Genomic DNA, 26,159 nt, shown 5'->3' with positions numbered 1-26,159 from the left:
GGGGGACGGCGGCTCCATGAGGGAGGGGGGCCGGTCGGGTGAATCGAGATTCTTGACAACGTGGCCCAGGGGCGCGGAGCCCAGGGCGAAACGGACCATCTGAGGAGGTGTCTCGTGTCGCGGTTGAAGATTGGAAAGGTGTCGGAAGGAGAGCGCTGCTGGGGCGTGGAGCTGTTCGACGAGAGCGGCGCCCTGCTGCGAAGCCTGGAGGGAGTGGGTGCGGTCGAGGTGAGGTCCGTAGCAGAGGTTTTGAAGTCCGAGGGGCCGGGGGCGCCGGTGCTGGAGGACAGCAAGGTCGAGCCGGATGAGGCGGCCTGGGTGATCGAGAAGGTGCGGGGCGGCTGGGCGGTTCGGTTCACGCCGGTTGCAGCGACCTTGTTCGAGTTGCTCATGAGGCTGGATGGTGAGGGCGAGCCCTCCAAGGCCGCCGAGGAGACGTTGGCGTTGGTCAAGAAGTGCCTCGCCGGCGCGGAGATCGTTTGGGAGCCGCCGATTACGATCAAGATCGACGGCGAACTACATGAGGCGCTGGAAAACCCGATGTCCGCTAATGAGATCCTTCAACTGGGCAAACTCGATCCCAACACTTACTACCTGGTCGAAATCAAGGATGGTGAGAGAATCAAGTACGATGGGAGGGGCGAGGAGCCGGTCTCCCTGTACGACGGAGCCGAGTTTGTTGGCCATTTCACCGGGGAAAAGCCCGTTTCGCAGCTCGACGGATGACCGGGGACGAGATGCTCGTTGGAGGAGCCCGCTTCGCCCAAGAGTTGCGGGAAGCTGGAACGGAGGTTGAGGAGTTGGGCGACGAACACATCATGATCCCGAGGTACCATGTCCTCGACGGCAAGTGCAAGGGGTTGAGGGTGGACATCGGGATCGTCGTCCCGCCCGATTTTCCGCTGTCGCCACCGGGCGGCCCACACGTTCACCAGCTGATCCACCCGAACAACCCGAACGGCCCGCATCCTTCCGGGCACGTTCATGCGAGCAAAGACCACAGCGTGCACTTCAAAGACCGCTGGCAGTATTGGAGCAGACCCTTTCCTAACTGGAAATCGGGTGCAAGGAACGCGGTGCGGTACATGGAGTACGTCCAAGCGCTTTGGGAGAGCCAGTGAGTTCGGTGGACTACAGCGTCGTGATGACGTCCGGGGTCGCCGCTGTGTTGCGACGGCATCTCCTGCAACACATCAGGAGAGGAGAGCAGCAGGAGGATCTCTGTTTCGCGTTGTGGAAGCCGAGCACCGGTGAAACGCGAACAACCGCAGTGTTGAATGAGGTTGTGCTTCCGGTCGCGAACGAAAGGCGGCTGCATGGCGGCGCCAGCTTCTTGCCGAACTACCTGGACCGGGTGGCGGAGGCGGCGATGTCGAAGAACGCCGGTATCGCACTGCTGCACAGCCACTTCACTCCGGGCTGGCAGGGAATGAGCGACGACGACGTGGACACGGAGCGAAGCACGGCGCCTTCAATATTTGGGGAGACGGGCCTACCGCTGATCGGTCTGACCATGGGAACTGACGGGGCACTGAGCGCGCGTTTCTGGACGCGGGTTGGGCGACGGGAGTACGAACGGCGCTGGTGTGGGAGCGTTCGCGTAGTCGGGGACGATTTCGACGTAACGTTCATGGAAGAGTTGGCACCTGCACCGAAGTACAAGGAAATGCTGAAGAGGACCTACTCGGCATGGGGCGAGGAGAAGCAACACACGCTCGCTCGACTGCATTGCGGCGTGATCGGAGTCGGGAGTGTGGGCGCGATCGTAGCGGAAGGCTTGGCCCGAATGGGTGTTGAGACCATCAGCTTGATGGACTTCGACACGGTGGAAGAACACAACCTGGATCGGCTTCTGCACGCGACGGTCGATGACATCGGGCGGTTCAAGGTCGACGTGGCGGGAGAGCAGCTACTCAAGCATGCGACCGCCGACGATGTAGATGTGAGGCTGTACCGGAAGTCAGTGACGAGGGCGGACGGCTTACGAGCGGCGCTGGATTGCGACGTGCTGTTCAGTTGCGTGGATCGGCCGTGGCCGAGACAGGTGTTGAACATGGCAGCCTTCGCACACTACATCCCGGTCGTAGACGGAGGCGTGCATGTCCGTGTCAAGCCGGACGGGTCCATGCGAGGAGCCGAGTGGGGTGCACACGTCGCGATGCCCGGAAGGGCGTGTCTGGAATGCCTCGGCCAGTTCGATCCGGCAAACGTCACGCTAGAACGGCAAGGTCTGCTCGACGATCCGACGTACATCGAGCAGCTTCGGGAAGACCATGAGTTGCGACGGAACGAGAACGTGTTCGGGTTTGCTCTGTCTGTGAGCGGGATGATGGTCTGTCAGTTCCTGAGCTTGGTCGTGCAACCCGCCGGGATGGGTGACGCGGGGGTCCAGACCTATCACTTCACAACCGGGATGATGGACAGTGACGTAGGTGCTGCGTGTACCGCCGAGTGCCTCTACTGCGAGCACCTGGGCACGGGTGATCGCTTCCCATTCCCCGTGGTCGAGGCCGACGAAGCGAATGTCGCACCGAGCGCCGTGAGGGTGCCGTGGTGGGCGAAATGGCGTCGTAGGGTGAGGAATTGGCTACGGCTTGGAGAAGCGGCTGGTTCCGATGCGGGAGAGAGCTGTGGATGATCCCAAGCGATAGGATCAAACGACGAAGAGGGGAAGATGGAAGTGTGCCCCGGTCGACACGGAATTACAAAGAGGTGACAAGTGAGAGTTGATGTGGATTTTAGTGGCATCAAGAAGCTCCAACGACGTTTACGGAACTTGGAGCGAGAGGCGAAGAATCTCGACGGGCGGCACGAAGTCCCGTTCGACGAGTTGTTTAACGCCGCGTTCATGAGGCGGTACACTACGTTCTCGAGTCTTGATGACATGCTAGAACAGAGCGAGTGGACCGTTGAGTCTGCTGAAGACTTCTACGCCATCCCCGACGAACCGTGGGATTCTTATGTGGCGAAGACAACCCAGTTTGAGAATTGGGTAGATATGTACGAAACGGCTGGCCAGGAATGGATGGAAGAAAAGGTCAAGAAGGCGCTTGACCTCTAGGTTCCGCGCGGGACGTGCATTCGCAAGAGTCTCATAAGCGACTGCCGCTCCTGAGCTTCGCGAGTTGGCAGCTCGCCTGCATCGACATCCAGTGCTCGGCCGTACCCCAGCCGAGGCCCTTCAACGCGAGCGCCATGTTCGCCGAAACGGCCGCCTTCCCGTTCAGCACTCGCGACAGCGTCCCCCGCTCCCACCCCAGGCGCGCCGCCGTCTCGGTCACGTTCCAGCCGACCTCGTCCATGCCTCTCGCGGATCAGTTCGCCCAGGTGCGGAGGGCGCAACATCGAGCGCGCGGACCCGCCGTCTGCGTCGTTCATGATCATCCTCCTTCCCCTTCCATCGTAACCTACCAGGTCGACACCCACCGCCTCACCGTCCTCGGGCGGCCGGGCACCCAACCCGCTAGCATGGTGTATCGCAACCAGATGCAGGAAGCACGGAAGCATGGGAAGGGAGGTCGGAAACATGAGCACGACGCGCATCACGATTGATCTGGACGATCTTGAGAGCCTGCCCGAGGGGAGGGTCGATTACGCGGTGCTGGACGCCACCACCGAGGAGGATATCGCCTCGCAACAGCGGGAGGATGACGCCGAAGCGATGAGGGACTGCCCGCGGTGTGCCCATCCAAGAGTGCCGAACGTCGAGACCCAAAGGGCCATGGCCGAAGCAGAAGAGATGATGAGGCAGGGGACCGCTCGATTCGCCAGCGTGGAAGAGCTGTTCGCGGACCTCAAAGAAGCCGGCGACGAGTAGGCGGATCCGCCCGCCCGCCTGCGCTAAACGGCCGCGTCCTCCGCGACGAGCCGCCGCCCCACCTTCGCGAGCGCCCGTTCGATCTGCCCGATGTGTGAGCGGTGATTCGGGTTCAGGAGCTTCCGAACCGCACCCTCGCTCAAGCCCAGGCGCCGGGCCAGGCCGACCTTCGTGAGCCCCTGCTCCCGCATGGCGGAATAGAGAGCGAGCTTCGCCGCAACGACCAGTGGAACCGCGACCATCTCCTGCTCGCCCGCCACGGAGTCCGGCGCCGGAATGTCCTCGCGGCACCGCATGTACGAACCGAGCGCCACGGCCAGCGCGTCCTCCGCCATCGCCAGCGCCTCGTCCCGGTCGTCGCCGCACGTCAGCGCCTCCGGCACATCCGGGAAGGACACCGAGTAGCCGCCGTCCTTCTCAGGCGTCAACACGCACGGGTAGGCGTATCGCATCAGAAGTCCTCCTCACCTCGCTCGCCGCACGAACTCGGCACCGTTCACTCTCTCGGAATCGTACCCGAAGGTACGATGAATCCAGCGCCTTCGCCCCAGACTTGACATGTGTATAACATGAAATCATGCTTATCACATGTCAAAGATGCTTCAGATCCGAAACATCCCGGACGATCTACACCGTCGGCTCAAGTCCCGCGCGGCGCTCGCCGGGACATCGATGTCGGACTATGTCCTCCGCGGGATCCGCCAGTCGCTGGAAAGGCCGACCCGGGAAGAACTGTTCGCCCGCATCGCCCGGCTGCCGCCGATCGACGTCGATCCCCCCCCGAGCGAGGTCCTGCGGGAGGCACGTGAGAGGCGCTGAAACGGCGTGATCGTGGTCCTGGATGCATCGGCCGTCGTCGAGTTGGTGCTCGGCACGCGGCGCGGCGCCCGCATCATGCACAGGGTATCGGATCCCGTGACGTCCCTGCACGCCCCCGAACTCCTGGACCTCGAGGTCCTGCATGTTCTGCGCCGCTACGAGAGCACCGGGGCCGTCTCCCCGACCCGCGCCGGCGAGGCGTATCGCAACTTCCTCGATCTCGATGTGCGGCGGCACGGCCACGAGCCGCTCCTGTCGAGGATCTGGTCCCGCCGCCACAACCTCACCGCGTACGACGCCGCGTATGTCACACTGGCCGAGACTCTCGAAGCTCCCCTTCTCACCACGGACCGTCGGCTGGCCGGAGTCCCGAACCTCGCGGTGCCGGTCGAGGTCTTTGGGTCATCTTGATCGATGGCACTCAACATGGCATCATTATTACCATGGAAACTACCATCGATAAAGCTGGCCGCCTGGTTGTGCCGAAGGCGGTTCGAGAAGCGAGCCGGTTGCGTCCCGGGACCCGCGTCCGATTCCGCGTCCGGGACGGTTGCATCGAGATCGAGCCGGTACCGCTGGATGTCTCACTCGAGCGGCATGGCTCCACCGTGGTCGCGGTGCCGCGAGAGGGTCAGCCGGCGTTGACGGCTGCGGAAGTCGAGAAAACGACGGCCGGCCTTCGCTCCGGCGCACCCTCGGCGAGCGGGACTCACGGGGCTGGGTGACCCGTTACCTCTGCGACACAAGCGCCCTGGTCGCGACGGTCTGCGCCTGGCACGAACACCACGCGCGAACCCGTGCCGAGATCGCGCGACGCGAGCGCGCCGGCGAAGAGCTTGTGCTTGCCGCTCATTCGCTGGCGGAGACGTACGCGGTCCTCACCCGGCTACCCGGACCCCATCGCCTGCGGTCCGGAGACGCCATCGCGCTGCTCGAGGCGAACTGGGGCGAAACCCCCACCATACACCTTACAGCGGCCGAGACCTGGCGCGCGCTACGCAGAGCGCAGCGAAGAGGGGTGATCGGCGGGCAGACGTATGACATGCTCATCGCGGCATGCGCGCAGAAGGCCCGCGCCTCGACGATCGTCACCTGGAACGTCCGCCATTTCGCCGCTGCGGCACCCGAGATCGGCATCGAGAGGCCCGCCTGACGACCGAACCGGCAGATGCCGACCGTGCCCGGCGTCAAGGTGCCTCGGGCGCGCCTTTACATGGCGGCAAACGGGCGTTTACGATGGCTGTAGCCCCAGCACGAGGACCTCTTGGGATTGGGCTCGACCATGAGACTCACGCACGCCGCACTCGGACTGTCCGTCGGGATTTCGCTGCTCGGCTCCGAGCTTCACGCGCAGGACTGGGGCGACCACCGCGCGTACCAGTATCAGTTCGGAGAGATCTCCATCCCGCCGGCGTCGGAGGATGAGCCGATTGCGGAGAATCTGTCTCTCGAGCGGGCGCTCGCCTACCTGGAGGATGGAGCCAAGGCCTGGGCGAACCACCGCGGCTGCGTCTCGTGTCACACCACGGGTTGGTACGGGATCCTTCGTCCGCAGCTCGCCGAGAGCCTGGGTCAGCCCGATGCAGACTTCCGGGCCTTCCTCGAAGAGCGTCTTCAGGACAGGCTCGCCACGGACCCCGAAGAACTCCAGCAGGATGTGAACCCCGCGGAAGTCGTGCACCTGGCCGCGTCTCTTGCATCCTGGGATGCGCACGTGGACGGGCGGCTGTCTCCCGAGACCGGGCAGGCTCTCCAGCTCATGTTCAGCCTGCAGCGCGACGACGGGGCGTGGCACTCGCCGGACACATGGCCTCCGTTCGAGTCCGACGCGTATCAGCTCGCGACCGTTGCGGCCATGGGTGTGGGCCTGGCTCCGGGATGGCTCGAGCAGGCCACCTCTCCCGAGTTGCAGAGGCAGATCGCGAGTCTGCGGGAGTACCTGCGGCGGGTCCCTCCTCCCCATGACTACGCTCGCGTGGCGTTGCTCTGGGCGGACGGGTATCTGCCGGGCGTGATCAGTGCCGACACGAAGCGGGACATCGTCAGGACGATCCTGGACCGTCAGCGTCCGGACGGAGGATGGTCGATCCGCTCGTTCGCTCAGCCGGAGGAGTGGGGCCGGGGCAACCGCGCGGAACGCCTGCGGGCCGAGGCGGACTTCGGCGATCCCGCGAGTGACGGCCACCAAACCGGTCTGGCGGTCGTAGTGCTGTCGTCCGCCGGAGTGCCGCCAACGCACCCGGCCGTGCAGCGAGGCGTCGAGTGGCTCACGCGGAACCAGAGAGAATCGGGCCGCTGGTGGACGAAGTCACTCAATACGGAGACGTGGCACTTCATCACGTATACCGGGACGCTCTACCCCGTGATGGCCCTCGCAGCGACGAACTCTCTGGCGAGTCCCTAGACGGTACAGGTTCAGGAGCTTCCGAATGGCGGCGCGATGGACGGCTCCATCGTTCCGCCTGCGCCCCACAGCTCCCGCGTCTCCGATTCGCGCCTGAGCCGACCGACCGCCTCTTCCAGCGGCAGCGTCACCTGCTTCTTCTTCGCGCCACGGGCGCGTAGCGACACCGTCCCGGCCTCGGCCTCGCGGCTGCCGATGATGGCCATGTACGGGACCTTGAGGTTGGACGCGTCCTTGATCTCCTCGCGGAAGTCGGTCTCGGCGGCGCGGGGGTTCAGGTGCGCTCGCAGCCCCGCCTCGGCCATGCGGTCGCGAACGGCAACAGCGGCGTCGATCCCGTGCGCTCCGATCGCGATCACCCGCACCTGTTCCGGCGCGAGCCAGAGGGGGAAGTCGCCCGCGAAGTGCTCGACGAGGATCGCGATGAAGCGCTCCAGCGACCCGCTCACCGCGCGGTGGATCACAACCGGGCGATGCATGCGGTTGTCCTGACCCACGTACTCGAGCCTGAACCGCTCGGGCGCGACGTAGTCGAGCTGGATCGTGCCGCACTGCCACGCGCGGCCGATCGAGTCGGTGATTTCGAAGTCGATCTTGGGTCCGTAGAAGGCGCCGTCTCCTTCGTTGAGCTCGTAGGGCCGCCCGGTCTCCTCGAGCGCGGCGAGCAGTCCCCCTTCGGCGCGGTCCCACAGGTCGTCGTCGCCGATCCGGACCTCGGGGCGCGTGGCAAACTTGATCGTCGCGCTGAGCCCGAAGGCCGCGTAGAAGTCCAGGATGTAGCGCATCAGGAACGCGACTTCGCTGGCGATCTGTTCCTCGGCGATAAAGCAGTGGCAATCGTCCTGCTGGAACTGCCGCACGCGGGTCAGTCCCGACAAAGCACCCGTAACCTCGTTGCGGTGCAGAACGTCGAACGTCACGTAGCGGATCGGGAGCTCGCGGTAGGAGTGGCGCTTCGCCTGGTACAGCAGGTAGTGCGACGGACAGTTCATCGGCTTCAGCGACGAGTCGTGGTTGCCGGATTCATTGTCGAGGATCAGGAACATGTCGTCGCGATACTTGCCCCAGTGGCCCGAGGTCTCCCAGAGCGACTTGTTGTACATCAACGGTGTCATGACTTCGAGAAAGTCGTCCTTCTGAAGCGCGCGCTCGAAGGCGAGCAGTTCGTTGTAGAGGACGGTGCCGCGGGGCGTCCAGAAGGCGGCGCCGGGTGCCGACGGGTGAAACCGGAACAGGTCGAGACGCTTGCCGAGGACGCGGTGGTCGCGCCGCTTGGCTTCCTCCAGCCGGTGTACGTGCGCCTTGAGATCCTTCGCCTTGAACCACGCAGTCCCGTAGATCCGCTGCAGCATCTGCCGGTCGCTGTCGCCGCGCCAATAGGCGCCGGCGGTGCTGAGCAGGCGGAAATGGCGAACATGCGAGGTGTCCGGCACGTGGGGACCGCGGCAGAGGTCGACAAAGTCTCCGTTGGTGTAGGTCGAGATGACTTCGTCCTCGTCGAAGTCGGCGACGCGCTCCATCTTGAGCGGGTCGTCGGCCATGCGGATGCGAGCCTCGTCGAGACTGATTTCCTCTCGCTCGAAGGGAACCGCCTCGGCGGCGGCGCGCCGCATTTCCTCCTCGAAGGCCTCCAGGTCGGCTGGAGTGAAGGGCTCGTCGACCTCGAAGTCGTAGTAGAAGCCGTCCTCGATCGACGGGCCGAAGCCGATCTTCGCTTCCGGCCGAAGCCGGCGGACAGCGGTGGCCAGGACGTGGGCCGCGGAGTGGCGAAGCACGTCCAGCGCCTGTGCGTCCCGCGAGGTGAGCACGCGGAAGGAGCCGCCGCGGCGCAACGGCGTGACCAGGTCGAGGAGTTCGCCGTCCAGCTCTACGGCGAGGGCAGCGCGCAAGAGCCCCTCGCTGATGCCTCGGACGACATCGGCGGCGGGCGTGCCTGCGGCGACCGTCCGCTCGGAGCCGTCGGGAAGCGTCAGAGTGATCGCGTCGTCCGTCAGGGGGATATTGGGTGTTCCGATGCCTGCAGCTCCTTGTCGTTGAGGGGCATTCGACGTTTGCGCGTCAGGGGGTTCACGTCAACCTGGCGAGAGATCCTCCCGCCCTGCGAGCCGGGGCGGACTTCGGCGGCGCTCCGGCCGGTCAGCGGAACATGCGCCGCAGTCCACCTGGGCCTTGTACGCCGTGTCCCCGGAGTACTTCCTCATGTGGGCTCCCATCACGTCGCCGAACTCGGTCCTGATCGCGCCCGGCTGGATCACGACGACCTGGATGTTGAAGGGGGCGGTTTCCACGCGCAGGCAGTCCGACCAGCCCTCGAGGGCGTGCTTGGTGGCGTGGTACCAGGCCCCGAGGGGGGTGAAGATCCTCCCTCCCATCGACGAGACGTTGATGATTCGGCCCGAGCCCCGCGCTCTCATGTGCGGCAGGACGAGTCGGGTGAGGTGGGCGAGCCCGAACAGGTTCACCTCGAACTGGTAGCGCGCGTCGTCGAGCGGAACGTCCTCGACGGGTCCGTAGAGCCCGAAGCCCGCGTTGTTGACCAGGACGTCGATGCGTCCCTGATCCTCGATGACGCGGCTCACGGCCCGCTCGTTGTCGTCGCTTCGGGTGACGTCCATTTCGACGGGAGTGACGCCGTGTTCGGGCAGGTCTTCCATTCGGTCCGCCCGGCGCGCGCCGGCGTAGACGGTGTGGCCCTCGCGGGCCAGAAGGATTGCGACAGCCCGGCCGATGCCGGAGGACGCTCCCGTGACGAGGATGATCTTGCCCAAGACGCTGCTCCTTGCTTGATGTTACCGGACGTGGCGTTAGCGTGGCGAAGGGGCGTTTACGATGGCGATGGCTGGAGCAACGGCGTGGCTCCGTCGTGGTCGCGGTGCCGCGAGAGGGTCGGCCGGTGTTGAAGGCAGCGGCGGTCGAGGAGACGATCGCCGAACTCCGGTCCGGTGAATGCTCGTCGAGCGGGACTCAAGGGGCCGGGTGACCCGTTACCTCAGCAGCCGTTGTTCCCGCTCCTCACGTATCCAGCGGACGATTTGATCGGTCTCGACTGCGGGCAGCCGCGCTCGCAATGCGTCCATGCGAGCGGAGGCGTCCCGCTTGTCCATCATGATGTTGACCCGTCGAACCACATCGGCCTCCTCCCAATACCCGGCCCTAGCGTGTGAGGAACATACACCGCCAAGGATCCTCGGGGTTCGAGGGGCCGGGTGACCTGTTACGTCTGCGACGCAAGCGCCCGGCTCTAGGGGCGCAGCAGCAGGCCCAGGGTCAGGCCCGCTTCGCTGGCCTTCATGCTTGAACGGACGGTGACGACGACGTCCTCGAACTCCGTCGTCCACTCTTCCCTGGCGTAGACGGAATAGCTGGCCTCGACTCGGAGCGCGACCCGCTGGCTCAAGGACTTTTCCAGTCCGATCCCGGACTTCCAGACCGTGAAATCCATGTCGCGGTCCTCCTGGCCGGACTCGAACTGGGAGGGATCGCAGGGTTCGGTCGTGAAACAGCCGTCGAAGTGGTTGGTGAACTGGGCACCCGCGAAGCGGACGCCGGCGAGGAGGTGCAGCCTGATGCCCCGCGACTGCAGGCCTCCCGGACTGCCGCCGAGCCTCAGGGTCATTCCGTAGGTCGTTGCCGGATCCAGGTTCCACCGGTCCGGCCAACTCTCTCCGAGCTGCTTCCGTTCAGGTGAAATCCCCACGCCCGGGAACTGCGCCTCCACGGTGCCGCCGCGGGACTCCACATCGACGGCCGCATCCAGGAAATAGGCCCCGCCGGAGAACGGCATCCGGTACCCGGCGACCAGACCGATTCCGTAGGAGAGCGCGTCCCCGGAGGCCTCGTCTTCGAAGATCTGCCCGCGCCGGGGCTCCGGTACCAGCGTGTTGGGCGCCGTGTTGTCGACGGATTTCTGCATCGTCGCGCTCAGTTGTCCGAGCGGAAACGCCAGGCCCAGGTAGAAGCCGCCATTCCCCGCACTGCCCTCGTCCGCCTGGCCGGCGAGGCCGTCCGTGGCGACGAAAGCCGCCAACACGAGGCAGCCGAGCAGGCCTGTGGTCGACACTCTCGGGAACATCTTCACGCTCCGTTCTCTGCTGGTAGCGGTGGTGGCCCGGGCTAGTAGCGGTAGTGGTCCGGCTTGAAGGGGCCGTGCTTCGGCACGCCGATGTAGTCCGCCTGCGTCTCCGTCAGTTCCGTCAGGCGAGCCCCGAGGTGGTCGAGGTGCAGCCGCGCCACCTTCTCGTCCAGGTGCTTCGGCAGCATGTAGACCTGCCGCTCGTAGGCCTCGCGGTTCCGCGCGAGTTCGATCTGCGCCAGCACCTGGTTCGTGAAGCTCGCGCTCATCACGAAGCTCGGATGCCCCGTCGCGTTGCCGAGGTTCAGCAGCCGCCCCTCGGACAGGATGAGCACCGAGTGCCCGTCCTCGAACACGAACTCGTCGTACTGCGGCTTGATATTGTTGCGCGTCACGCCGCCCTTCCCGAGCCCCGCCATGTCGATCTCGTTGTCGAAGTGGCCGATGTTGCCGACGATCGCCTTGTCCTTCATGCGCGCCATGTGCTCGAAGGTGATGACGTCCCGGTTGCCCGTCGCCGTGATGAAGATGTCCGCCGTCTCCACGACGTCCTCGAGCGTCCGCACCTGGAAGCCCTCCATGGCGGCCTGGAGCGCGCAGATCGGGTCGATCTCCGTCACGACGACGTGCGCGCCCTGCCCCTTGAGCGCCTGCGCGCACCCTTTACCGACCTCGCCGTAGCCGCACACCACCGCGGTCTTGCCCGAGATCATCACGTCCGAGGCGCGGTTCAGCCCGTCGATGACCGAGTGACGGCACCCGTAGATGTTGTCGAACTTCGACTTCGTCACAGAGTCGTTCACGTTGATGGCGGGGAAGAGAAGCGTGCCCGCCTCCGCCATCTCGTACAGGCGGTGGACACCGGTCGTCGTCTCCTCCGACACCCCCTGGATGGCGGGCGCCGTGCGTTCCCAGCGTCCCGGATCCTTCGCCGCGATCCGGCGCAGCGTCTCGAGGATGACGCCCCACTCCTCGGGTTCCGTCTCCGGATCGAAGTCCGGAATGCTCCCGGCGCGCTCGAACTCGAGACCGCGGTGGAGGAGAAGCGTCGCGTCGCCCCCGTCGTCGACGATGAGGTCCGGGCCCGAACCGTCCGGCCACAGGAGCGCCTGCTCCGTGCACCACCAGTATTCCTCGAGCGTCTCCCCCTTCCAGGCGAAGACAGGGGTCCCGCGCGGGTCCTCCGGCGTGCCGTCCGGCCCCACGACGGCTGCGGCCGCGGCGTGATCCTGGGTCGAGAAGATGTTGCAGGAGACCCAGCGCACGTCCGCGCCCAGATCGGCCAGCGTCTCGATGAGGACAGCCGTCTGCACCGTCATGTGCAGCGAGCCCATGACCTTCCGGCCCGCGAGCGGCTTCGCGTCGCGGTATTCCGCCCGCACCGACATCAGTCCGGGCATCTCGTGCTCGGCGAGGCGGATCTCCTTGCGGCCCCACTCGGCCAGGCTGAGGTCCGCGACCCTGAACGAAGGGCGGCCCGCGGCGGACCCGGTCTCGGTCATGTCTTGAAGTACGGCGCTTTCCATCGTCTATCTCCTTTTTCTGGCGGTGGCCGCGAAGAGCGCCGGCCCGGACGCCTCGGGTTCGGGGGCGAGCGGAAGGTGACGATACCCTTCGAGACCGGCGCTGCGCGTCCAGTCGCGCATCTGATCCTCCGTGAAGCCGAGCCACAGGTGGCCCATCGTTTCGCGATACTCCTCTCTCTCGTGCGCGCGCATGTCGAGCACGAGGAGTCTCCCGTTCGGGGCCAGTGCCCGCGCCGCCTCCGCCAGCACCCGGCCGGGTTCGACCGTGAAGTGGAGGACGAGCATCAGCACGGCGAGGTCGAGTTCCCCGTCGTCGACGGGGAGCGTTTCCAGTTCTCCCTCGCGGGCATCGACGTTGTCGCGTTCGCCGAGACGCACGGCGGCCGCCGCCAGCATCTCCGGCGATCGGTCGACCGCGATCACGCGCTTCACGAAGGGCGAGATCATGTTCGCCAGCGTCCCCGTCCCCGCGCCGAGGTCCCCCACGACCCACTCCGGATCGAGCAGGCCGAAGAGCGCCGCGAACCGGGCGTCGCTTCCGAACAGGTCGTCACGGAGGGCGTCCCATTCCGCTGAGGATTCCGAGAAGAAAGCCGCGGCCCGATCCCGGCGCTCGGCGAGCACGCTTTGCGCTCTTTCGGCATCATCCGCGACCCAGCGGGCGTCCGTGAGCGTTCCGGCCGTGACCTGCCACAACTCCCGCGCTCCGCGCTCGAGGGTGCCCTCCATGCGGTAGAACCGGGTCTTCCCCTCATGTCGCCGGCGCACCCAGCCGTCATCCGCGAGCACCTTCAGATGGCGCGAAACGGTGGACTGCGGAAGCTGGAGCACGGAGACCAGTTCCGAGACGGTGAACTCGTTCCGGTCCAGGAGCGTCAGCAGCCGCAGCCGGTTCTCGTCCCCGAGGGATTCAAAGCGGGAGAGAAGGTCCCGAGTCGGAGCGGGCGCCTGAGCGAGCATCGTATCCATAAATCCAAATATATGGATACAACGATGTCGGCGCCACGCCCGGTCGTCAGCTTGACCCTATCACGGTACAAGCTAGCTTCACGTCCACATCGGGGCGTGGCGCAGCCCGGTAGCGCGCCTGAATGGGGTTCAGGAGGTCGCGAGTTCAAATCTCGCCGCCCCGATTTTCGCCAAACCACGAACACGAAGGACTGCTACGTGAAACCTCGGCTCTCCGTCATCCTCGCGCTGCTCGCCGTGGGCCTCGCCGCGCGGCTCATTCCATACGTGCTGGCGCAGTTCGGGATGGCGCTCGAGCCCGGCAACACGACCTATCCGTGGAACTTCTCGCCGTTCCTGCCCATCTGCCTGTTCGGGGGCGCTATGTTCGCGCGGACCCGCACGGCGTACCTGGTGCCGTTCGCGGCCTGGCTGCTCGGCGACCTCGGCATCTGGGCGCTGACGGGACGCGCGGACTGGGCCTTCTACGCGCACCAGCCGGTGATCTACCTGTCGGTCGCGCTCGTGGCGTTCATCGGCTTCGCCCTTCGGCGCGGGCGCTCGTGGAAGCGCGTGGCCGGGGCCGGGCTGGGGTCGTCGCTCGCGTTCTTCGTGCTGAGCAACTTCGGCGTGTGGGCGTTCGGCGGCGGCGCGGTCTACCCGCTCAACTTCGGTGGCCTGGTCGAGTGCTACGTGATGGCGATTCCGTATCTGCGGAACACGCTGATCAGCATGGCGGTCTTCCTGCCGCTCCTGTTCAGCCGGGTCGCGCTGACGAAGCCGGTTTCCGTCCCCGAGTACCGCCTGGCATCCAGCCGTACCTGACGGCGCCGCGATGAGCCACCGCGTCGTCTCGCTCATCGCCAGCGCGACCGAGATCGTGTGCGCCCTCGGTTTCGAGGACGAACTCGTCGGGCGCTCGCACGAATGCGACTACCCGCCCGGGATCGAGCGCCTCCCCGCCTGCTGCTCGTCGAAGGTGAAGGTGGAGGCGAGCAGCCGGGAGATCGACGACCAGGTGCGGTCGCTCGTCGGCGACGGTCTCTCGGTGTACCGCGTCGACCCGGACCTGCTCAACCGCCTCGCGCCGACCGTCATCGTCACGCAGACGCAGTGCGACGTGTGCGCGGCCAGTTTGGAGGATGTCGAGCGCGCCGTGTGCGAACTCGTCACCTCGAACCCGGTCCTCGTCTCGCTGGAGCCGATGGCGCTGGGCGATGTCTGGAAGGACATCCGCTCCGTCGCCTCCGCGCTCGGGGATCCGGCCCGCGGCGACGCCCTCGTGACCCGGCTCCGGACCCGGCTGGACGACCTTCGCGTCCGGACGCAATCCAGCCAGTCCCGTCCCACCGTCGGCTGCATCGAGTGGACGGACCCGCTGATGATGGCGGGGAACTGGGTGCCCGAACTGGTGGAGATCGCGGGTGGCGTCGACCCGCTGGGCGAAGCGGGGAAGCACTCGGGGTACGTCGAGATCGAGCGGCTCGCCGAGACCGATCCCGACGTCATCGCGATCATGCCGTGCGGCTTCGACATCGAGCGTGGCGCCCGTGAGATGGCCGCGCTGGTCGCGCATCCGGAGTGGCGGCAACTGTCGGCCGTGCGCGCCGGACGTGTGGTCGTAACCGACGGGAACCAGTACTTCAACCGGCCTGGCCCGCGGCTGGTGGAGTCGGCCGAGATCCTCGCCGAATTCCTGCACCCGGACCAGTTCGATTTCGGCCACTTCGACCGCGGCTGGACTTGGTGGGAGACACCGGAACAAGCGCGGAGACGGCGCACGGGATAGCGACGTTGTCTCCGGAGAAGAGGAAGAGGAGAGGAACATGGGCTCACGATCGGTCTTCGCGGCGGCTTGCTTTCTTTCCTCCTTCTCCCTGCCGGCTGCGGCGGCCGCGCAGGAAGCTTCCCCACCCCTCGCGATTGTCGGGGGGACGATCATCGACGGACGCGGCGGCGCCCCCATCGTCGACGGGACGATCGTCATCGAGGGCGATCGGATCGCCGCCGTGGGACCGAGTGCCGATGTCGCCGTTCCCGCGGGCGCGGAAGTCATCGACGGGAGCGGGAAGTTCGTCACGCCCGGCTTCGTCGACACGAACGTCCATATGTCGCTCGCCTTCGGGCGGGGAGGGCGCGTCGAAGAGCACGCGGCCTACTGGGCGCACCACGAGGCGCTGATCCTCCAAGGGCTCCAGCTCCACCTCAAGCACGGGGTGACGACCGTCCGGGACAGCTACGGTGTCCTGCGTCCCATGCAGCGGGTCAAGAAGAAGATCGACTCCGGGGAGGAGATCGGCCCGCGCACCTACCTCGCCGGCAACATCGTGGGCTGGGGCGGGCCTGCCTCGGAGACGTTCGCCGGCCTCCCGGAGTCGGAGATCAGCTTCTTCGCCGAGCAGATGAACGACGAGGTCACGCTCGGAAGCGGCGAAGAGATGATGCACATGACGCCCGACGAGCTGCACGTCGCGATCAATGCCTATCTCGACTACGGGCCGGACTTCATCAAGTACGGCGGCACGCACCACTTCAACTATCCGGCGGGGATCTCGTTCTCGCCGCGCGCCCAGCGGGTGATCGTGGAGGAGACGCACAAGCGCGGGCTCGTCGCCGAGACCCATGCCACGAGCCTCGAAGGCCTGCGCCTCTCGATCCTCGCGGGGATCGACCTCATCCAGCACCCGGACAACGTCGGGAACCGCACGATCACCGATGAACTCGTCGACATGATCGTGGAGCGCGACATCGTGTGCTCGATGCTCATCAACCAGTTCACCGGTCCGAGCTGGCAGTTCCACGTCCGCAACATGGAGCGCGCGCGGGAGGATCTCGCCGCGGCCCAGTCTCGCGAGCGTCAGCGGCGCATCCCCCCGACGACCGCGGAGATCCGCCGTCGCGTCCAGGACACCGGCCTTCCACAGCCGGGATCCGTGATGGAAGGACGCTGGACGACGAAGCGCACGAACGCGAAGAAGCTCATCGAGGCGGGCTGCATCGTGACCGTCGGCACCGACAACACGCTCTTCGGACGCGGGGGCGTGGCGGCGGACTTCCTGCGCGAGGAGCCCGAGAACATGGAGCACCAGCTCCCCGGCCTGGGCACGATCTTCGCCATCGAGGGACTCGTCGAACTCGGCATGACGCCGCTGGAGGCGATCACCGCCGCCACGAAGAACGGAGCCATCGCGAGCAAGGCGCTCGACGAGTACGGCACACTGGAGGCGGGGAAGGCCGCGGACATCGTCGTCCTCGACGCGGACCCGCTCGCCGACATCGCGAACATCCGGCAGCTCTCGATGGTCATCAAGGGCGGCCACGTCGTCGACATCGACGCGCTCCCCACCAACCCCATCGCCCTCGACTGGGCCGCCGGCCCGCCGAACGGATCGCGCTAGGACCTCGCGCTCAGGGCATCAGCGGGAGCAGCACGTGCGAGGGGTTCCCGGCCTCGTGGTGGACCGTGTTGTTCGCGACGCGCCACCGGCGGTCGCGCGGATTTCCCGTGTTCCGGTTGATGTCGAAGTTGGGGAAGCTGCTGCTGTAGACGTCGACGCGGATGCGGTGTCCCGCCTTGAAGAGGTTCGCCGAGGGTTCGAGCGGGAACTCGAGTCGGTAGACCTCGCCCTCCTCCATGAGCACGGACTGCTCGAACCCGTCCCGGTAGCGCGCGCGGAGGATGCCCTCGGAGACCGGGAACGCGTAGCCGCTCGGATAGTCCGGGCTCGACGGATGGACATCGAGCAGCTTCACGTAGAAGTCGGTGTCCGGCGCGTCGGATGAGATGAAGAGAACCGCGGTGATGTCTCCGGCGATCGTCAGGTCGTCGGGCAGCGGATCCGTCTGGAACACGAGCACGTCCGGGCGGGAGGCGATCGGCATGCCGGGGATCCCGTGGCCGGGCAGCGTCTCCATCTCGATCTGGTCGCGCGGGCCCATCCCCTGGAACCCGAACTCGAGTGCGGGGCCGTAGGCGACGATGCAGCGGCCGTTGCTGGAGACCGTGTTGCGCGGGTCGTAGGTGTAGGTCGTTGACGAGGCCCGCGCGGACGGCGCCTCCGGGGCGAGCCCGCCGCCCTCGTGGAGATGGAATTCCGTGGCCTGGGACGCGGCCGGGGGCCACGTCTCCTCGTAGCGCCACTCGCCGCCCTGGTTGAGGCGGCCGTTCTCGGCCTTCCGCCCGTCGCCCCCGCCCATGATGAAGTACTTCGCGGGCGCCCACACGTCGGCGCTCTCGTCGCCCTTCAGCCAGCGGTCGAACCAGCGCAGTTCCAGGTTCAGGTAGTCGTCGTAGGTGACGATCCGGGCGCCCTCCGTGCCGAAGTTCACGTCCCCGATCGACGACGCGAAGTTGTTGTGCGTCCACGGGCCGATGAGGATGTGCTGGTTCTCCCGCCCCATGCGCACCATCGCCTGGTACCCGTCGCTGATCGTGCGCGGATACCAGTCGAACCAGCCCACGACCCAGAGGATGGGCATGTCCGGGTACGACTCGAAGTGCTCGTCCATGCCGAGACCCGGCTGCCGCCAGAAGTCGCTGTAGTCGTAGTTGTCGAAGTAGAGCTGGTGGGCGGCCTCCTCGTACGTGGGCGCGAGGCTGAGCGGAGTCTCCCCGCGCCGCCATGGGATGCGCGAGGCCCAGTCGAGAAACGTCTGCCCCGTGCGCATTTCGTTGATCGCTTCCGTGATCTGCGGGTTCGCGCGCGCCTCGTTCCCGTTCGACGCGACCGACAGGATCCACTGCAGCAGGCCCAGACCGAGGGCGCCGCCGCACTTCATGCTGTAGGTGTAGGCGTTCGTCGGCCCCTGGTACGGGATCATCGTCTTGAGGCCGGGCGGGTTCAGCGTCGCGGTCTCGAACTGGACCCAGGCCTGGTACGAGACGCCATACGTCCCCACCTGGCCGTCGCAGGACGGGTGCCGCGCGACCCATTCGACCGTGTCGTAACCGTCTTCCGGCTCCTGGACGAAGGGGAAGAAGTCGCCCGGCGAGTTGAATCGCCCGCGGCAGTCCTGGACGACGGACACATACCCGTTCCGCGCGAAGAACATCGCGTGCTCGATCGAGATCGGGCGCATCTTGTCGTACGGAGTGCGCGCCAGGACGGCGGGGAGCGGTTCCTCCAGCGGGACGCCGTCCACCGCCGGCAGGTAGAGATCCGTCATGAGTTCGAGGCCGTCGCGCATGGGGACCGGCACGTCTTTCACGATGACGACATCCCCGTCGGTCTCCGGGAGGGGGCGCGGAGCCGGCCCCTCGGTGCCCCCGGCCAGCGCGTGGGGGTCGAGGGCGGCGCCGATTCCGGCGAACCCCGCTCCGGCCAGTCCGGCTCGAACGAACGATCTGCGGTCCATGTGGCCCTCCGGTGGGCGTGAGAGGCGGGACAATCGCTGGCAGCGGGCGCCCGATTCCCAACCTACGGACGCCGACCACCGCGTCCAGACGTGGCGGGCGGCGGCGAATCTGGTCGCAAACGGCGGTGCCTTGTCACGGGAAACGCCCGCGTCGAACGTTGGAAGCGCGATGACGGGCAACCAGTTCCACCTCGGGATAGACGTGGGCGGCACCTTCACGGACGCGGTCCTGATCTGTGAGGAGACGGGGCGCATCGACACCGCCAAGGTCCCGTCCACGCCCGCTGATCCCTCCATCGGCTTCATGGCGGCGTTGGAGCGCGCCCTCGAGGGCAGCGCGGTCGACCCGGGTGCCATCGCCCACCTCGTCCACGGCACGACCGTCGCGACGAACTCGCTCATCGAGGGGAAGACGCCGCGGACGGCCTTCGTGACCACCGAGGGCTTCGGCGACATGCTCGAGATCGCCCGCCAGGTCCGGCCGTCTCTCTACGACGTCCACTTCGAGAAGCTCCGCCCGCTCGTCCCGCGCGACTTGTGCTACGAGGTGCCGGAGCGGCTGGACCCGGCGGGCGGTGTCCTGCGGCCGCTCGATGAGGACGCCGTCCGGGAGATCGCGGCGGCGCTGCGGGCGCGAGAGGTCCGGTCCGTAGCCGTGTGCCTCCTGCACGGCTACGCGAACCCGGTGCACGAAGAGCGCGTGGCCGAGATCCTGAGGGAAGAGGACCCCGGCCTCCTCATCTCGCTCTCATCCAGCGTGTGCCCCGAGTTCCGCGAGTACTTCCGGGCCAGCACGTGTGTGATCAACGCCTGCATCGTCCCCGTCGTGGCGCGCTATCTCGCCGGGATCGAGGACGGGCTCGGGCGTGCCGGTCTCGATGCCGAGCTTCTCGTCATGCAGTCCAACGGCGGCGTGCTCACCGCGGAACAGGCGGCGAGCAAGCCCGTGTTCATGGTTGAGTCCGGACCCGCCGCGGGCGTGGTCTCCGCCAACTTCATCGCGGGCCAACTCGGCCACGCGGATCTGATTTCCTTCGACATGGGAGGGACGACGGCCAAGGCCGGGCTGGTCCTCGACGGCCGACCGCGCGTCACGAAGGAGTACGAGGTCGGAGCGCAGGCCCAGCCGGGACAGGGGATGACGCGGGCCGCCGGCTACCCGATCCGCACGCCGGTCATCGATCTCGTGGAGGTGGGCGCGGGCGGGGGGAGCCTCGCCTGGGTGGACGCCGGAGGGGGGCTCCGCGTCGGACCGCGGAGCGCGGGCGCCGACCCGGGGCCGATCTGTTACGGGAAGGGCGGGACGGAACCGACGATCACCGACGCCAACCTCGTGCTCGGCCGGCTGAACCCGGACTACTTCCTGGGTGGCGAGATGGCGCTCGACGTGGACGCGGCCGCCGCGGGCATCCGCGAGCGGTGCGCGGAGCCGCTCGGCCTCGACCCGGTCGAGGCGGCGAACGGGATCATCGAGATCGCGAACGCGACGATGATCAACGCGCTGCGGCTCGTGACGGTGCGGCGGGGCAACGATCCGCGCGAACTGACCATGGTCGCCTTCGGCGGGGCCGGGCCGCTGCACGCGAATCGACTGTGCATGGAGATGCAGATTCCGACGCTCGTGGTGCCTCCGAGCCCCGGGACGGCGTCCGCCCTCGGTCTCCTCGTCACGGACCTGCGGCACGAGTTCTCGCGCACGCGGGTCACGGCCGCCGACGAGGCGGACGCGGCGCGGATCCGGTCGCTCTTCGAGACGATGGAGAAGGAGGGCCGGCGCACGCTCCGGCGCGAAGGCGTGGCCCCGGAGGACATGGAGTTCCGGCGCGGGATCGAGATGCGGTATGCCGGCCAGTCCTCGGAGGTGCCCGTGGTGTTGCCGCGGGAGGGGATGGACGATGGGCCGGACGACGGGCCGGACCGGAAGATGGACACCGCGACGCTGGCCGATGCCGTGCGCCGCTTCCACGTCGAGCACCAGCGGGCCTACGGGCACGGCTACCCCGAGCAGCCCGTCGAACTCGTGAACTTCACGGTCACGGCCATCGGCAGGATCGCGCGCCCCCGGCTCCCGAGGATCGACTCGAACGGCAAGGGCGTTTCGGACGCCCGGCGGGGGACGAGGCGGGTGTACTTCGCCGACGCCGGCGGCTTCGTCGAGACCGCGATCTACGACCGGGCGCGGCTAGGGGCAGGCCACGCTGTGGCCGGCCCCGCCGTCATCGAGGAAGTCGACTCCACGATACTCGTGCATGCCGGATACCGCGCCACCGTGGACGAGTTCGGCAACCTCCTGATCGCCGCGGGAGGCGCCGCGTGAACGAGCGGGACCCGAGCGGAGGTCGACCCGACGGCGGCGCGGCGGACCCGGCCGCGGGCCGCCCGGACCCGGCCCGCATGGACCGGATCGCGCTCCCGCGCCTCAACCCGTGGCTCGCGCTCCTCATCCTCGTGCTCCTGGGCTTCGGCTACATCGGGCTCTGGGGCTGGCTGCTGGGAGGGCAGCCGTGACGGAGGGCCTGCAGCTGTCATGGTGGCTCATCGGGGCCTACCTCGCCCTCATGCTGGGGGTCGGCGTGTGGTTCCGGCGGCGGGTGCGCTCCGTCGAGGACATGGCGGTGGCCGGGCGCCACTCGGGGGTGTGGCTCATCGCCTTCTCCGTCGCCGCGACCTGGATCAACGGCACCACCCTGATCGGAATCTCGGCGCTCGGCGCGGACTTCGGCCTCGACGCCTACTGGAGCGGCGGCTCCTTCATGCTCGGGACGATCTGGATCGCGTACTTCATCATCCCGCGGCTGTGGGAGACCGGCGTCATCACGATCCCGGAACTCTTCGGCCGCTGCTTCGGCCCGCGGCACCGGATCGTCTCCCTCTTTCTCGTCATCCTCCGGGACATGGGGGTCACGGCGGGGACGATCGGGGCGCTGACCCTCGTCACCACCGCGGTGCTCGGCATCTCGGTGGCCGAATCGCTCCTTCTGTGGCTCGGCGTCACGTCCGTCTACGTGTTCCTGGGCGGCATGTGGGCGGTGATGGCGACGGACGCGATCCAGTTCTTCATCATCCTGGCCGGTTCAATCGCGGTGTTGGTGGCGGGGCTCGCTGCCGCCGGAGGACTCGGCGGGCTGAGCGCCGGCCTCGATCCGGCGCTGATCGACATCTTCGGGCGGGCGGGCGTCACCCAGGTGATGGCGTGGATCGTCATCGGCCTCGCGATCACGGGCGCGTACCAGGGGCTCATCCAGCGCGGCTTCGCGGCGAAGAGCGCGGACGTGGCGCGGCGCGGGTTTCTGTACGGCGGGGTCATCGCCTCGCTCTGGTACATGACGCCGCCCCTGATCGGGATCGTCGCCCGCACGATCTACGGGCCGGACCTCGCGGCGGAGGACGCCTTCGTTACGCTCGCCTTCGGGACGGCGGGGAACGAACTCGCGAGCCTCGTCGTCGTGTGCGTGCTCGCGGCGAGCATGTCGACGCTCTCCAGCACCATCAACACGATCGCCTCCAACTTCACGCTGGACCTCTACGCGCGCTTCATCGCGCCCACGGCAAGCGCCGTCCGACAGCTCTGGGTCTACCGCCTCAACGTCCTCCTCGTCGGGGCGCTCGCGGCTGCCCTCTACCTGGCGCTCCCCCTCCTCATCGAACTGTTCTGGATCGGAGGACGGATCATGGGCGCCTCCGTCGCCCCCGCGCTGATCGGGATCGTCCTCTTCCCGTCGCTTCGGCAGGCGCCGCGGACGGTGATGGCGGCGATGCTCATCGGCGCCGCGGTGCAGGCGGTATGGCAGACGTTCGGGGCGATCCGCGAGGTGGGGGCCGTCGTCATCATCTGGGAACTGGATCCGATCCTGGTCGGACTGCCTCTCACGATCCTGATTCTGTGGATCGGGGCGCGTCTCGAGACTCGAACCGGGGGCCGAAATGCCACAGCGTGAGAGTCGGACCGTGAGAGTCGGACCGTGAGTTCCGTGGATCCGGTCCTGTTCGAGGTGATCCGGAACGCGCTCGTCGAGGCGACGGAGGAGATGTCCGTCACGCTCCAGCGCACGGCCTATTCGACGAACATCAAGACGCGGCTCGACTATTCGTGCGCCTTCGTGGACGCGAACGGGCGGATGATCGCGCAGGCGTTCTGCCAGCCGGCGCACCTGGTGACGATCGGGCGCCTCGTCCCGCGCGCGGTGGCCGAGTACGAGGCGGAGCACGGGCAGGGGACGCTGGGTCCGGGGGACGGGCTGCTGGTCAACGATCCGCACCGGCAGGCGAGCCACCTCAACGACGTCTTTCTCATCACGCCCTTCTTCCACGAGGGGGAACTCACGGGATACGTCGCCAACTGCTGCCACCACGTGGACGTGGGAGGTGGGGCGCCGGCGAGCATCGGCGCGTTCCGCGAGATCTACCAGGAGGGGATCATCCTCCCCGTCGTGAAGCTCTTCGACGGCGGCGACCTGGTGGACGACGTGCTGAAGCTCATGCTCGCCAACGTGCGCGCGAAGAAGGAAGTGGCGGGCGACCTGCGGGCGCAGCACGCGGCGAACGAGATCGGGCTGCGGCGGCTGTCCGCGCTGTGGGAGCGCTACGGGGCGGAGATGCTGGGTTCGTACATGGAGCGCATGATCGAGTACAGCGAGCGGCGGCTGCGGGCGGAGTTGGCGGAGCTTCCGCGGGGAGAGTTCGCGGCGGAGGGGTGCCTCGACGACGACGGAATCACGGGGGAGCCGGTCCACCTGAAGGTCCGGATCCGGTTCGACGGCTCGACGGCGCGCTTCGACTTCACGGGGACCGACCCGCAGCGCGCGGCGCCGATGAACTGCAACCTGACGCAGTGCTTCACCGCCTGCGTCTACGTGCTCAAGTGCCTGGTCGACCCGGACATCCCGCTGAACGAGGGGTTCTATCGTCCGATCGAGGTGGTCGCGCCGGAGGGGTCGGCAGTGAACGTGCGGCCGCCCGCCGGAGTGGTCGGCGGCTGGGAAGTCGCGATGCGGCTGTGCGACATCATGTTCCGGGCGCTCGCGGGCCCCATGCCGGAGCGCGTTCCCGCGGGAACGAAGGGGATGATCTGCCATGTGGGGTTCGGGGGAGAGGATCCGGCGACCGGGGAGTACTACTGCTTCCTCGAGACGCTCGCCGGGGGGTACGGCGGGCGGCACGACGCAGACGGCCCGGACGCGGTCCAGACCCACATCCAGAACACGCAGAACGCGCCGATCGAGGAGACCGAACTCAACTATCCGGTGCGGATCCACGAGTACAGCCTCGTTCCCGACTCCGAGGGGGCGGGCCGGCGGCGGGGCGGCCTCGCGCTGTGCCGCGAGTACGAGTTCGTGGGCCACGAGCCGACGTTCACGACGCTGGCCGACCGGGCGCGGTTCCCGGCCCACGGCCTGCACGGGGGAGATGATGGGAAGGTTGCGAGCTACCGGCTGATCTCGGGCGGCGAGGCGCGGGATCTCGGCTCGAAGGCGACGGTGCAGCTCAAGACGGGTGATCGCGTGCGGATCGAGACGGCGGGTGGGGGCGGGTTCGGACCGGCGCACGAACGGGATCCGGACGCGGTGCTCCGGGACGTGCGGGAAGGCAAGATCTCCCGCGCCCGGGCGCGGGCAGCCTACGGCGTGGCCATCCAGCCGGGCGAATGGACCGTCGACCTCGCGGAGACGAGGAGACTGCGCCGAGCGCAGGGACGATGACCGCGGGACCGAAGACCGCCGACGCCGTGGTCATCGGTGGCGGGATCATGGGCGCGAGCGCCGCGCACTTCCTCGCCAAGCGAGGGTTCGGACGCGTCGTGCTCCTCGAGAAGGGGCGCCTGGCGGGCGTGAGCACGGGACATTCCGCCGCGATCGTCCGCACGTACTACTCGAACCCGGTCACGCTCGAACTCGCGAAGCGCGCCCTTCACATGTTCGAGAACGACCGGGACCTGCTGGGCGGCGACTGCGGGTTCCGGCCCATCGGCTTCCTCCTCCTGATCGGCGAGCGTCTGCGCGCGGCCGGGGAGCACATTCTCGAGTCGGAGCGGCGGCACGGGCTGCACGTCGAGCGGCTCAGCGTGGAAGAAGTGGCCGATCTGGCGCCTCCTCTCTCCCTGGACGGCGTCTCGTACGGCATCCTCGAGCCCCGCTCCGGTTATGCCGACCCGACGCGCACGACGGAGAACCTCGTGGCGGCGGCCCGCCCGTGGGGGCTTGAGCCCCGCGCCTGGGGTCGCCGCCACGAGCGTCCGCCTGCATGGAGACCGGGTGGTCGCGGTGGAGGCAGAAGACGGGACGATCGCAACGAACGTTGTCGTGAACGCGGCGGGTCCCTGGGCGGGGCAGGTCGGCTTCTGGCTCGGCCTGAGGTACTCGCTGCGCTGGAGCCGCGAGAGCGATCTGTTCGTGGAGAAGCCAGCCAGGTTCGGCGACCTCCCCGTCGTCTCCGATCCGGGTCTGCGCGTCTACCTGCGGCCCTACGGCGAAGACCGGATCATCGCCGGGCTGGGGGCGCCCAAGGACATCGAGCCGGTGGATCCGGACGACTGCGATCCGGCCCTCGATCCGGAAATGCGCGAGCGTATCGAGCGCCCGCTCTTCCAGCGGATCCCGGCGCTGTCCACGCGCCCGCCACCTGGGCGGCTACGCCTCGCTCTACACGATCACGGACGACTGGCACCCGATCGTCGGCCCGGAGCCCGGTCTCGAGGGCTACTACGCCTTCTTCGGCGGCAGCGGCCACGGGTTCAAGCTCGGCCCCCCGATCGGCGAGGCCCTCGCCGACGTCATCTGCGGCGAGGCGGCGGACATCGACATCTCACCCTTCCGCCCGGGCCGCTTCATCGACGGTGAGCCGCTCACGTCCGCATGGGGCGAGGGCAACCGCGGCTGACTTCAGCCTCGAGCTTCCTGCGCACCCGCTCTACCCTCCGCCGGTTTACTCCGAAATCGAAGAGACCGATGCGAGACGCCGACGCTACATGTGCGACGTCCTCCGACGGGCACCATCGGAACTCCAGATCGTCGCGGAACCCGAGCCGGGTTCGGCAGACCGCATGCAGGTAATCGTCCGTCGCCGTGACGATGCGGGTACGCGGCATGGCGGCGACGACTGCCCGGAGGCGACGAAAGAGGTTGACCGGGTCTCCCGACGCGGGGAACGGTGCCACCCGGTGAATCCACCACGCGCCGGGTTCGCTGCTCACGTGGTCGTGCCTGAGCCTCCGGAACCGGC

General features: G+C 67.4%; 27 protein-coding genes, 1 tRNA gene and 2 pseudogenes. 21 read left to right on the top strand and 9 right to left on the bottom strand.

The genetic code is table 11. The annotated features are described in order from the left end of the window. Positions 1 to 114 precede the first annotated feature (114 nt). From ACOGI9_RS10960 to ACOGI9_RS10945, 4 genes are all read left to right on the top strand, one after another. Positions 115 to 726, top strand: coding sequence for a hypothetical protein (locus tag ACOGI9_RS10960; RefSeq protein ID WP_419857164.1), 612 nt, complete (start codon positions 115 to 117; stop codon positions 724 to 726). Next, positions 723 to 1,121, top strand: a complete 399-nt coding sequence (locus ACOGI9_RS10955; RefSeq protein ID WP_419857163.1) for a hypothetical protein — start codon at positions 723 to 725, stop codon at positions 1,119 to 1,121. The genes ACOGI9_RS10960 and ACOGI9_RS10955 overlap by 4 nt, the downstream gene beginning before the upstream one ends. A 5-nt stretch (positions 1,122 to 1,126) precedes the next feature. Continuing rightward, positions 1,127 to 2,638, top strand: a complete 1,512-nt coding sequence (locus tag ACOGI9_RS10950) for a HesA/MoeB/ThiF family protein (protein WP_419857162.1) — start codon at positions 1,127 to 1,129, stop codon at positions 2,636 to 2,638. A 138-nt stretch (positions 2,639 to 2,776) separates the two neighbouring features. Beyond that, entirely contained in the window at positions 2,777 to 3,061 is a 285-nt protein-coding gene (locus ACOGI9_RS10945) for a hypothetical protein (RefSeq protein ID WP_419857161.1), read from the top strand. A 31-nt stretch (positions 3,062 to 3,092) separates the two neighbouring features. Here the strand turns inward: ACOGI9_RS10945 and ACOGI9_RS10940 are convergent, their stop codons facing one another. Continuing rightward, entirely contained in the window at positions 3,093 to 3,302 is a 210-nt protein-coding gene (locus tag ACOGI9_RS10940; protein ID WP_419857160.1) for a helix-turn-helix transcriptional regulator, read from the bottom strand. Between the two features lie 224 nt (positions 3,303 to 3,526). Here ACOGI9_RS10940 and ACOGI9_RS10935 point away from each other — a divergent pair, with 224 nt between their 5' ends. Beyond that, complete coding sequence (locus tag ACOGI9_RS10935; protein WP_419857159.1) at positions 3,527 to 3,817, top strand: hypothetical protein; 291 nt, start codon at positions 3,527 to 3,529, stop codon at positions 3,815 to 3,817. Positions 3,818 to 3,840: 23 nt separating this feature from the next. Here the strand turns inward: ACOGI9_RS10935 and ACOGI9_RS10930 are convergent, their stop codons facing one another. Next, positions 3,841 to 4,269, bottom strand: a complete 429-nt coding sequence (locus ACOGI9_RS10930) for a type II toxin-antitoxin system HicB family antitoxin (protein ID WP_419857158.1) — start codon at positions 4,267 to 4,269, stop codon at positions 3,841 to 3,843. Positions 4,270 to 4,405: 136 nt separating this feature from the next. On the opposite strand from ACOGI9_RS10930, the gene ACOGI9_RS10925 reads away from it, so the two are divergent. The 5 genes from ACOGI9_RS10925 (at position 4,406) to ACOGI9_RS10905 (ending at position 7,040) form a co-directional block, all read left to right on the top strand. Further along, positions 4,406 to 4,636: a FitA-like ribbon-helix-helix domain-containing protein gene (locus tag ACOGI9_RS10925; RefSeq protein WP_419857157.1), complete on the top strand. Its 231-nt coding sequence runs from the start codon at positions 4,406 to 4,408 to the stop codon at positions 4,634 to 4,636. Positions 4,637 to 4,642: 6 nt separating this feature from the next. Next, positions 4,643 to 5,047 carry a type II toxin-antitoxin system VapC family toxin gene (locus ACOGI9_RS10920; RefSeq protein WP_419857156.1) on the top strand — a complete coding sequence of 135 codons (405 nt, stop codon included), beginning with the start codon at positions 4,643 to 4,645 and terminating at the stop codon, positions 5,045 to 5,047. A 32-nt stretch (positions 5,048 to 5,079) separates the two neighbouring features. Next, complete coding sequence (locus ACOGI9_RS10915) at positions 5,080 to 5,361, top strand: AbrB/MazE/SpoVT family DNA-binding domain-containing protein (protein ID WP_419859282.1); 282 nt, start codon at positions 5,080 to 5,082, stop codon at positions 5,359 to 5,361. Next, positions 5,358 to 5,789, top strand: a complete 432-nt coding sequence (locus tag ACOGI9_RS10910; protein ID WP_419857155.1) for a PIN domain-containing protein — start codon at positions 5,358 to 5,360, stop codon at positions 5,787 to 5,789. Before ACOGI9_RS10915 ends, ACOGI9_RS10910 begins: the two co-directional genes overlap by 4 nt. A 129-nt stretch (positions 5,790 to 5,918) precedes the next feature. Next, complete coding sequence (locus ACOGI9_RS10905; protein WP_419857154.1) at positions 5,919 to 7,040, top strand: hypothetical protein; 1,122 nt, start codon at positions 5,919 to 5,921, stop codon at positions 7,038 to 7,040. 11 nt (positions 7,041 to 7,051) lie between these two features. On the opposite strand, the gene thrS is transcribed toward ACOGI9_RS10905, so the two are convergent. From thrS to ACOGI9_RS10880, 5 genes are all read right to left on the bottom strand, one after another. Then, a complete protein-coding gene (gene thrS / locus ACOGI9_RS10900) occupies positions 7,052 to 9,040 on the bottom strand; it encodes a threonine--tRNA ligase (protein WP_419859281.1) in 1,989 nt (662 codons plus the stop codon). Positions 9,041 to 9,112: 72 nt separating this feature from the next. Beyond that, positions 9,113 to 9,808 (bottom strand): oxidoreductase, encoded by a 696-nt coding sequence (locus tag ACOGI9_RS10895; RefSeq protein WP_419857153.1) that lies wholly within the window; start codon positions 9,806 to 9,808, stop codon positions 9,113 to 9,115. Positions 9,809 to 10,281: 473 nt separating this feature from the next. After that, entirely contained in the window at positions 10,282 to 11,112 is an 831-nt protein-coding gene (locus tag ACOGI9_RS10890; RefSeq protein WP_419857152.1) for a hypothetical protein, read from the bottom strand. Positions 11,113 to 11,153: 41 nt separating this feature from the next. Then, positions 11,154 to 12,614 carry an adenosylhomocysteinase gene (ahcY, locus tag ACOGI9_RS10885; RefSeq protein ID WP_419857151.1) on the bottom strand — a complete coding sequence of 487 codons (1,461 nt, stop codon included), beginning with the start codon at positions 12,612 to 12,614 and terminating at the stop codon, positions 11,154 to 11,156. A gap of 27 nt (positions 12,615 to 12,641) precedes the next feature. Next, positions 12,642 to 13,607, bottom strand: a complete 966-nt coding sequence (locus tag ACOGI9_RS10880) for a metalloregulator ArsR/SmtB family transcription factor (protein ID WP_419857150.1) — start codon at positions 13,605 to 13,607, stop codon at positions 12,642 to 12,644. 90 nt (positions 13,608 to 13,697) lie between these two features. On the opposite strand from ACOGI9_RS10880, the gene ACOGI9_RS10875 reads away from it, so the two are divergent. The 4 genes from ACOGI9_RS10875 (at position 13,698) to ACOGI9_RS10860 (ending at position 16,984) form a co-directional block, all read left to right on the top strand. Next, positions 13,698 to 13,771 (top strand) — tRNA-Pro (locus tag ACOGI9_RS10875). Positions 13,772 to 13,805: 34 nt separating this feature from the next. Continuing rightward, positions 13,806 to 14,411, top strand: coding sequence for a DUF6580 family putative transport protein (locus ACOGI9_RS10870; RefSeq protein WP_419857149.1), 606 nt, complete (start codon positions 13,806 to 13,808; stop codon positions 14,409 to 14,411). A gap of 10 nt (positions 14,412 to 14,421) precedes the next feature. Then, entirely contained in the window at positions 14,422 to 15,375 is a 954-nt protein-coding gene (locus ACOGI9_RS10865) for a cobalamin-binding protein (protein WP_419857148.1), read from the top strand. A 37-nt stretch (positions 15,376 to 15,412) separates the two neighbouring features. Continuing rightward, positions 15,413 to 16,984: an amidohydrolase family protein gene (locus ACOGI9_RS10860; protein WP_419857147.1), complete on the top strand. Its 1,572-nt coding sequence runs from the start codon at positions 15,413 to 15,415 to the stop codon at positions 16,982 to 16,984. A gap of 10 nt (positions 16,985 to 16,994) precedes the next feature. On the opposite strand, the gene ACOGI9_RS10855 is transcribed toward ACOGI9_RS10860, so the two are convergent. Further along, complete coding sequence (locus tag ACOGI9_RS10855; RefSeq protein WP_419857146.1) at positions 16,995 to 18,941, bottom strand: CocE/NonD family hydrolase; 1,947 nt, start codon at positions 18,939 to 18,941, stop codon at positions 16,995 to 16,997. Between the two features lie 169 nt (positions 18,942 to 19,110). Here ACOGI9_RS10855 and ACOGI9_RS10850 point away from each other — a divergent pair, with 169 nt between their 5' ends. The 7 genes and pseudogenes from ACOGI9_RS10850 to ACOGI9_RS10820 all read left to right on the top strand — a co-directional run bounded on the left by ACOGI9_RS10850 (position 19,111) and on the right by ACOGI9_RS10820 (position 25,817). Continuing rightward, positions 19,111 to 21,258: a hydantoinase/oxoprolinase family protein gene (locus tag ACOGI9_RS10850; RefSeq protein ID WP_419857145.1), complete on the top strand. Its 2,148-nt coding sequence runs from the start codon at positions 19,111 to 19,113 to the stop codon at positions 21,256 to 21,258. After that, complete coding sequence (locus tag ACOGI9_RS10845) at positions 21,255 to 21,449, top strand: hypothetical protein (RefSeq protein WP_419857144.1); 195 nt, start codon at positions 21,255 to 21,257, stop codon at positions 21,447 to 21,449. Before ACOGI9_RS10850 ends, ACOGI9_RS10845 begins: the two co-directional genes overlap by 4 nt. Next, positions 21,446 to 22,879, top strand: coding sequence for a sodium:solute symporter family protein (locus ACOGI9_RS10840; RefSeq protein WP_419857143.1), 1,434 nt, complete (start codon positions 21,446 to 21,448; stop codon positions 22,877 to 22,879). The genes ACOGI9_RS10845 and ACOGI9_RS10840 overlap by 4 nt, the downstream gene beginning before the upstream one ends. A 24-nt stretch (positions 22,880 to 22,903) precedes the next feature. Continuing rightward, positions 22,904 to 24,640, top strand: a complete 1,737-nt coding sequence (locus ACOGI9_RS10835; RefSeq protein ID WP_419857142.1) for a hydantoinase B/oxoprolinase family protein — start codon at positions 22,904 to 22,906, stop codon at positions 24,638 to 24,640. Further along, positions 24,586 to 25,116: pseudogene (locus ACOGI9_RS10830) on the top strand (NAD(P)/FAD-dependent oxidoreductase); the annotation flags it as partial. The gene ACOGI9_RS10835 and the pseudogene ACOGI9_RS10830, both read left to right, overlap by 55 nt. Further along, a pseudogene (locus ACOGI9_RS10825) lies at positions 25,082 to 25,531 on the top strand (FAD-dependent oxidoreductase); the annotation flags it as partial. The pseudogenes ACOGI9_RS10830 and ACOGI9_RS10825, both read left to right, overlap by 35 nt. Then, positions 25,461 to 25,817, top strand: a complete 357-nt coding sequence (locus ACOGI9_RS10820) for an FAD-dependent oxidoreductase (RefSeq protein WP_419859280.1) — start codon at positions 25,461 to 25,463, stop codon at positions 25,815 to 25,817. The pseudogene ACOGI9_RS10825 and the gene ACOGI9_RS10820, both read left to right, overlap by 71 nt. Here the strand turns inward: ACOGI9_RS10820 and ACOGI9_RS10815 are convergent. Beyond that, on the bottom strand, positions 25,783 to 26,094 hold the full coding sequence (locus ACOGI9_RS10815; RefSeq protein ID WP_419859279.1) for a DUF1499 domain-containing protein: 312 nt from the start codon (positions 26,092 to 26,094) through the stop codon (positions 25,783 to 25,785). The two genes, ACOGI9_RS10820 and ACOGI9_RS10815, sit on opposite strands and share 35 nt — an antisense overlap. Positions 26,095 to 26,159 lie beyond the last annotated feature (65 nt).

The organism is Candidatus Palauibacter irciniicola, assembly GCF_965208695.1.
In the GTDB taxonomy this organism is placed as follows: Bacteria; Gemmatimonadota; Gemmatimonadetes; order Palauibacterales; family Palauibacteraceae; genus Palauibacter; species Palauibacter irciniicola.
The sequence above is the reverse complement of the archived record's forward strand: the minus strand, read 5'-3'. Positions and strand labels throughout refer to the sequence as shown.

What these genes read in the sequence shown, in the direction of transcription:
- ACOGI9_RS10955 (WP_419857163.1), top strand. Translation starts at nt 723, where the DNA reads ATGACCGGGGACGAGATGCTCGTTGGAGGAGCCCGCTTCGCCCAAGAG.
- ACOGI9_RS10940 (WP_419857160.1), bottom strand. Translation starts at nt 3,302, where the DNA reads ATGGACGAGGTCGGCTGGAACGTGACCGAGACGGCGGCGCGCCTGGGG.
- ACOGI9_RS10935 (WP_419857159.1), top strand. Translation starts at nt 3,527, where the DNA reads ATGAGCACGACGCGCATCACGATTGATCTGGACGATCTTGAGAGCCTG.
- ACOGI9_RS10930 (WP_419857158.1), bottom strand. Translation starts at nt 4,269, where the DNA reads ATGCGATACGCCTACCCGTGCGTGTTGACGCCTGAGAAGGACGGCGGC.
- ACOGI9_RS10925 (WP_419857157.1), top strand. Translation starts at nt 4,406, where the DNA reads ATGTCAAAGATGCTTCAGATCCGAAACATCCCGGACGATCTACACCGT.
- ACOGI9_RS10915 (WP_419859282.1), top strand. Translation starts at nt 5,080, where the DNA reads ATGGAAACTACCATCGATAAAGCTGGCCGCCTGGTTGTGCCGAAGGCG.
- ACOGI9_RS10905 (WP_419857154.1), top strand. Translation starts at nt 5,919, where the DNA reads ATGAGACTCACGCACGCCGCACTCGGACTGTCCGTCGGGATTTCGCTG.
- ACOGI9_RS10890 (WP_419857152.1), bottom strand. Translation starts at nt 11,112, where the DNA reads ATGTTCCCGAGAGTGTCGACCACAGGCCTGCTCGGCTGCCTCGTGTTG.
- ahcY (WP_419857151.1), bottom strand. Translation starts at nt 12,614, where the DNA reads ATGACCGAGACCGGGTCCGCCGCGGGCCGCCCTTCGTTCAGGGTCGCG.
- ACOGI9_RS10880 (WP_419857150.1), bottom strand. Translation starts at nt 13,607, where the DNA reads ATGGATACGATGCTCGCTCAGGCGCCCGCTCCGACTCGGGACCTTCTC.
- ACOGI9_RS10865 (WP_419857148.1), top strand. Translation starts at nt 14,422, where the DNA reads ATGAGCCACCGCGTCGTCTCGCTCATCGCCAGCGCGACCGAGATCGTG.
- ACOGI9_RS10860 (WP_419857147.1), top strand. Translation starts at nt 15,413, where the DNA reads ATGGGCTCACGATCGGTCTTCGCGGCGGCTTGCTTTCTTTCCTCCTTC.
- ACOGI9_RS10855 (WP_419857146.1), bottom strand. Translation starts at nt 18,941, where the DNA reads ATGGACCGCAGATCGTTCGTTCGAGCCGGACTGGCCGGAGCGGGGTTC.
- ACOGI9_RS10850 (WP_419857145.1), top strand. Translation starts at nt 19,111, where the DNA reads ATGACGGGCAACCAGTTCCACCTCGGGATAGACGTGGGCGGCACCTTC.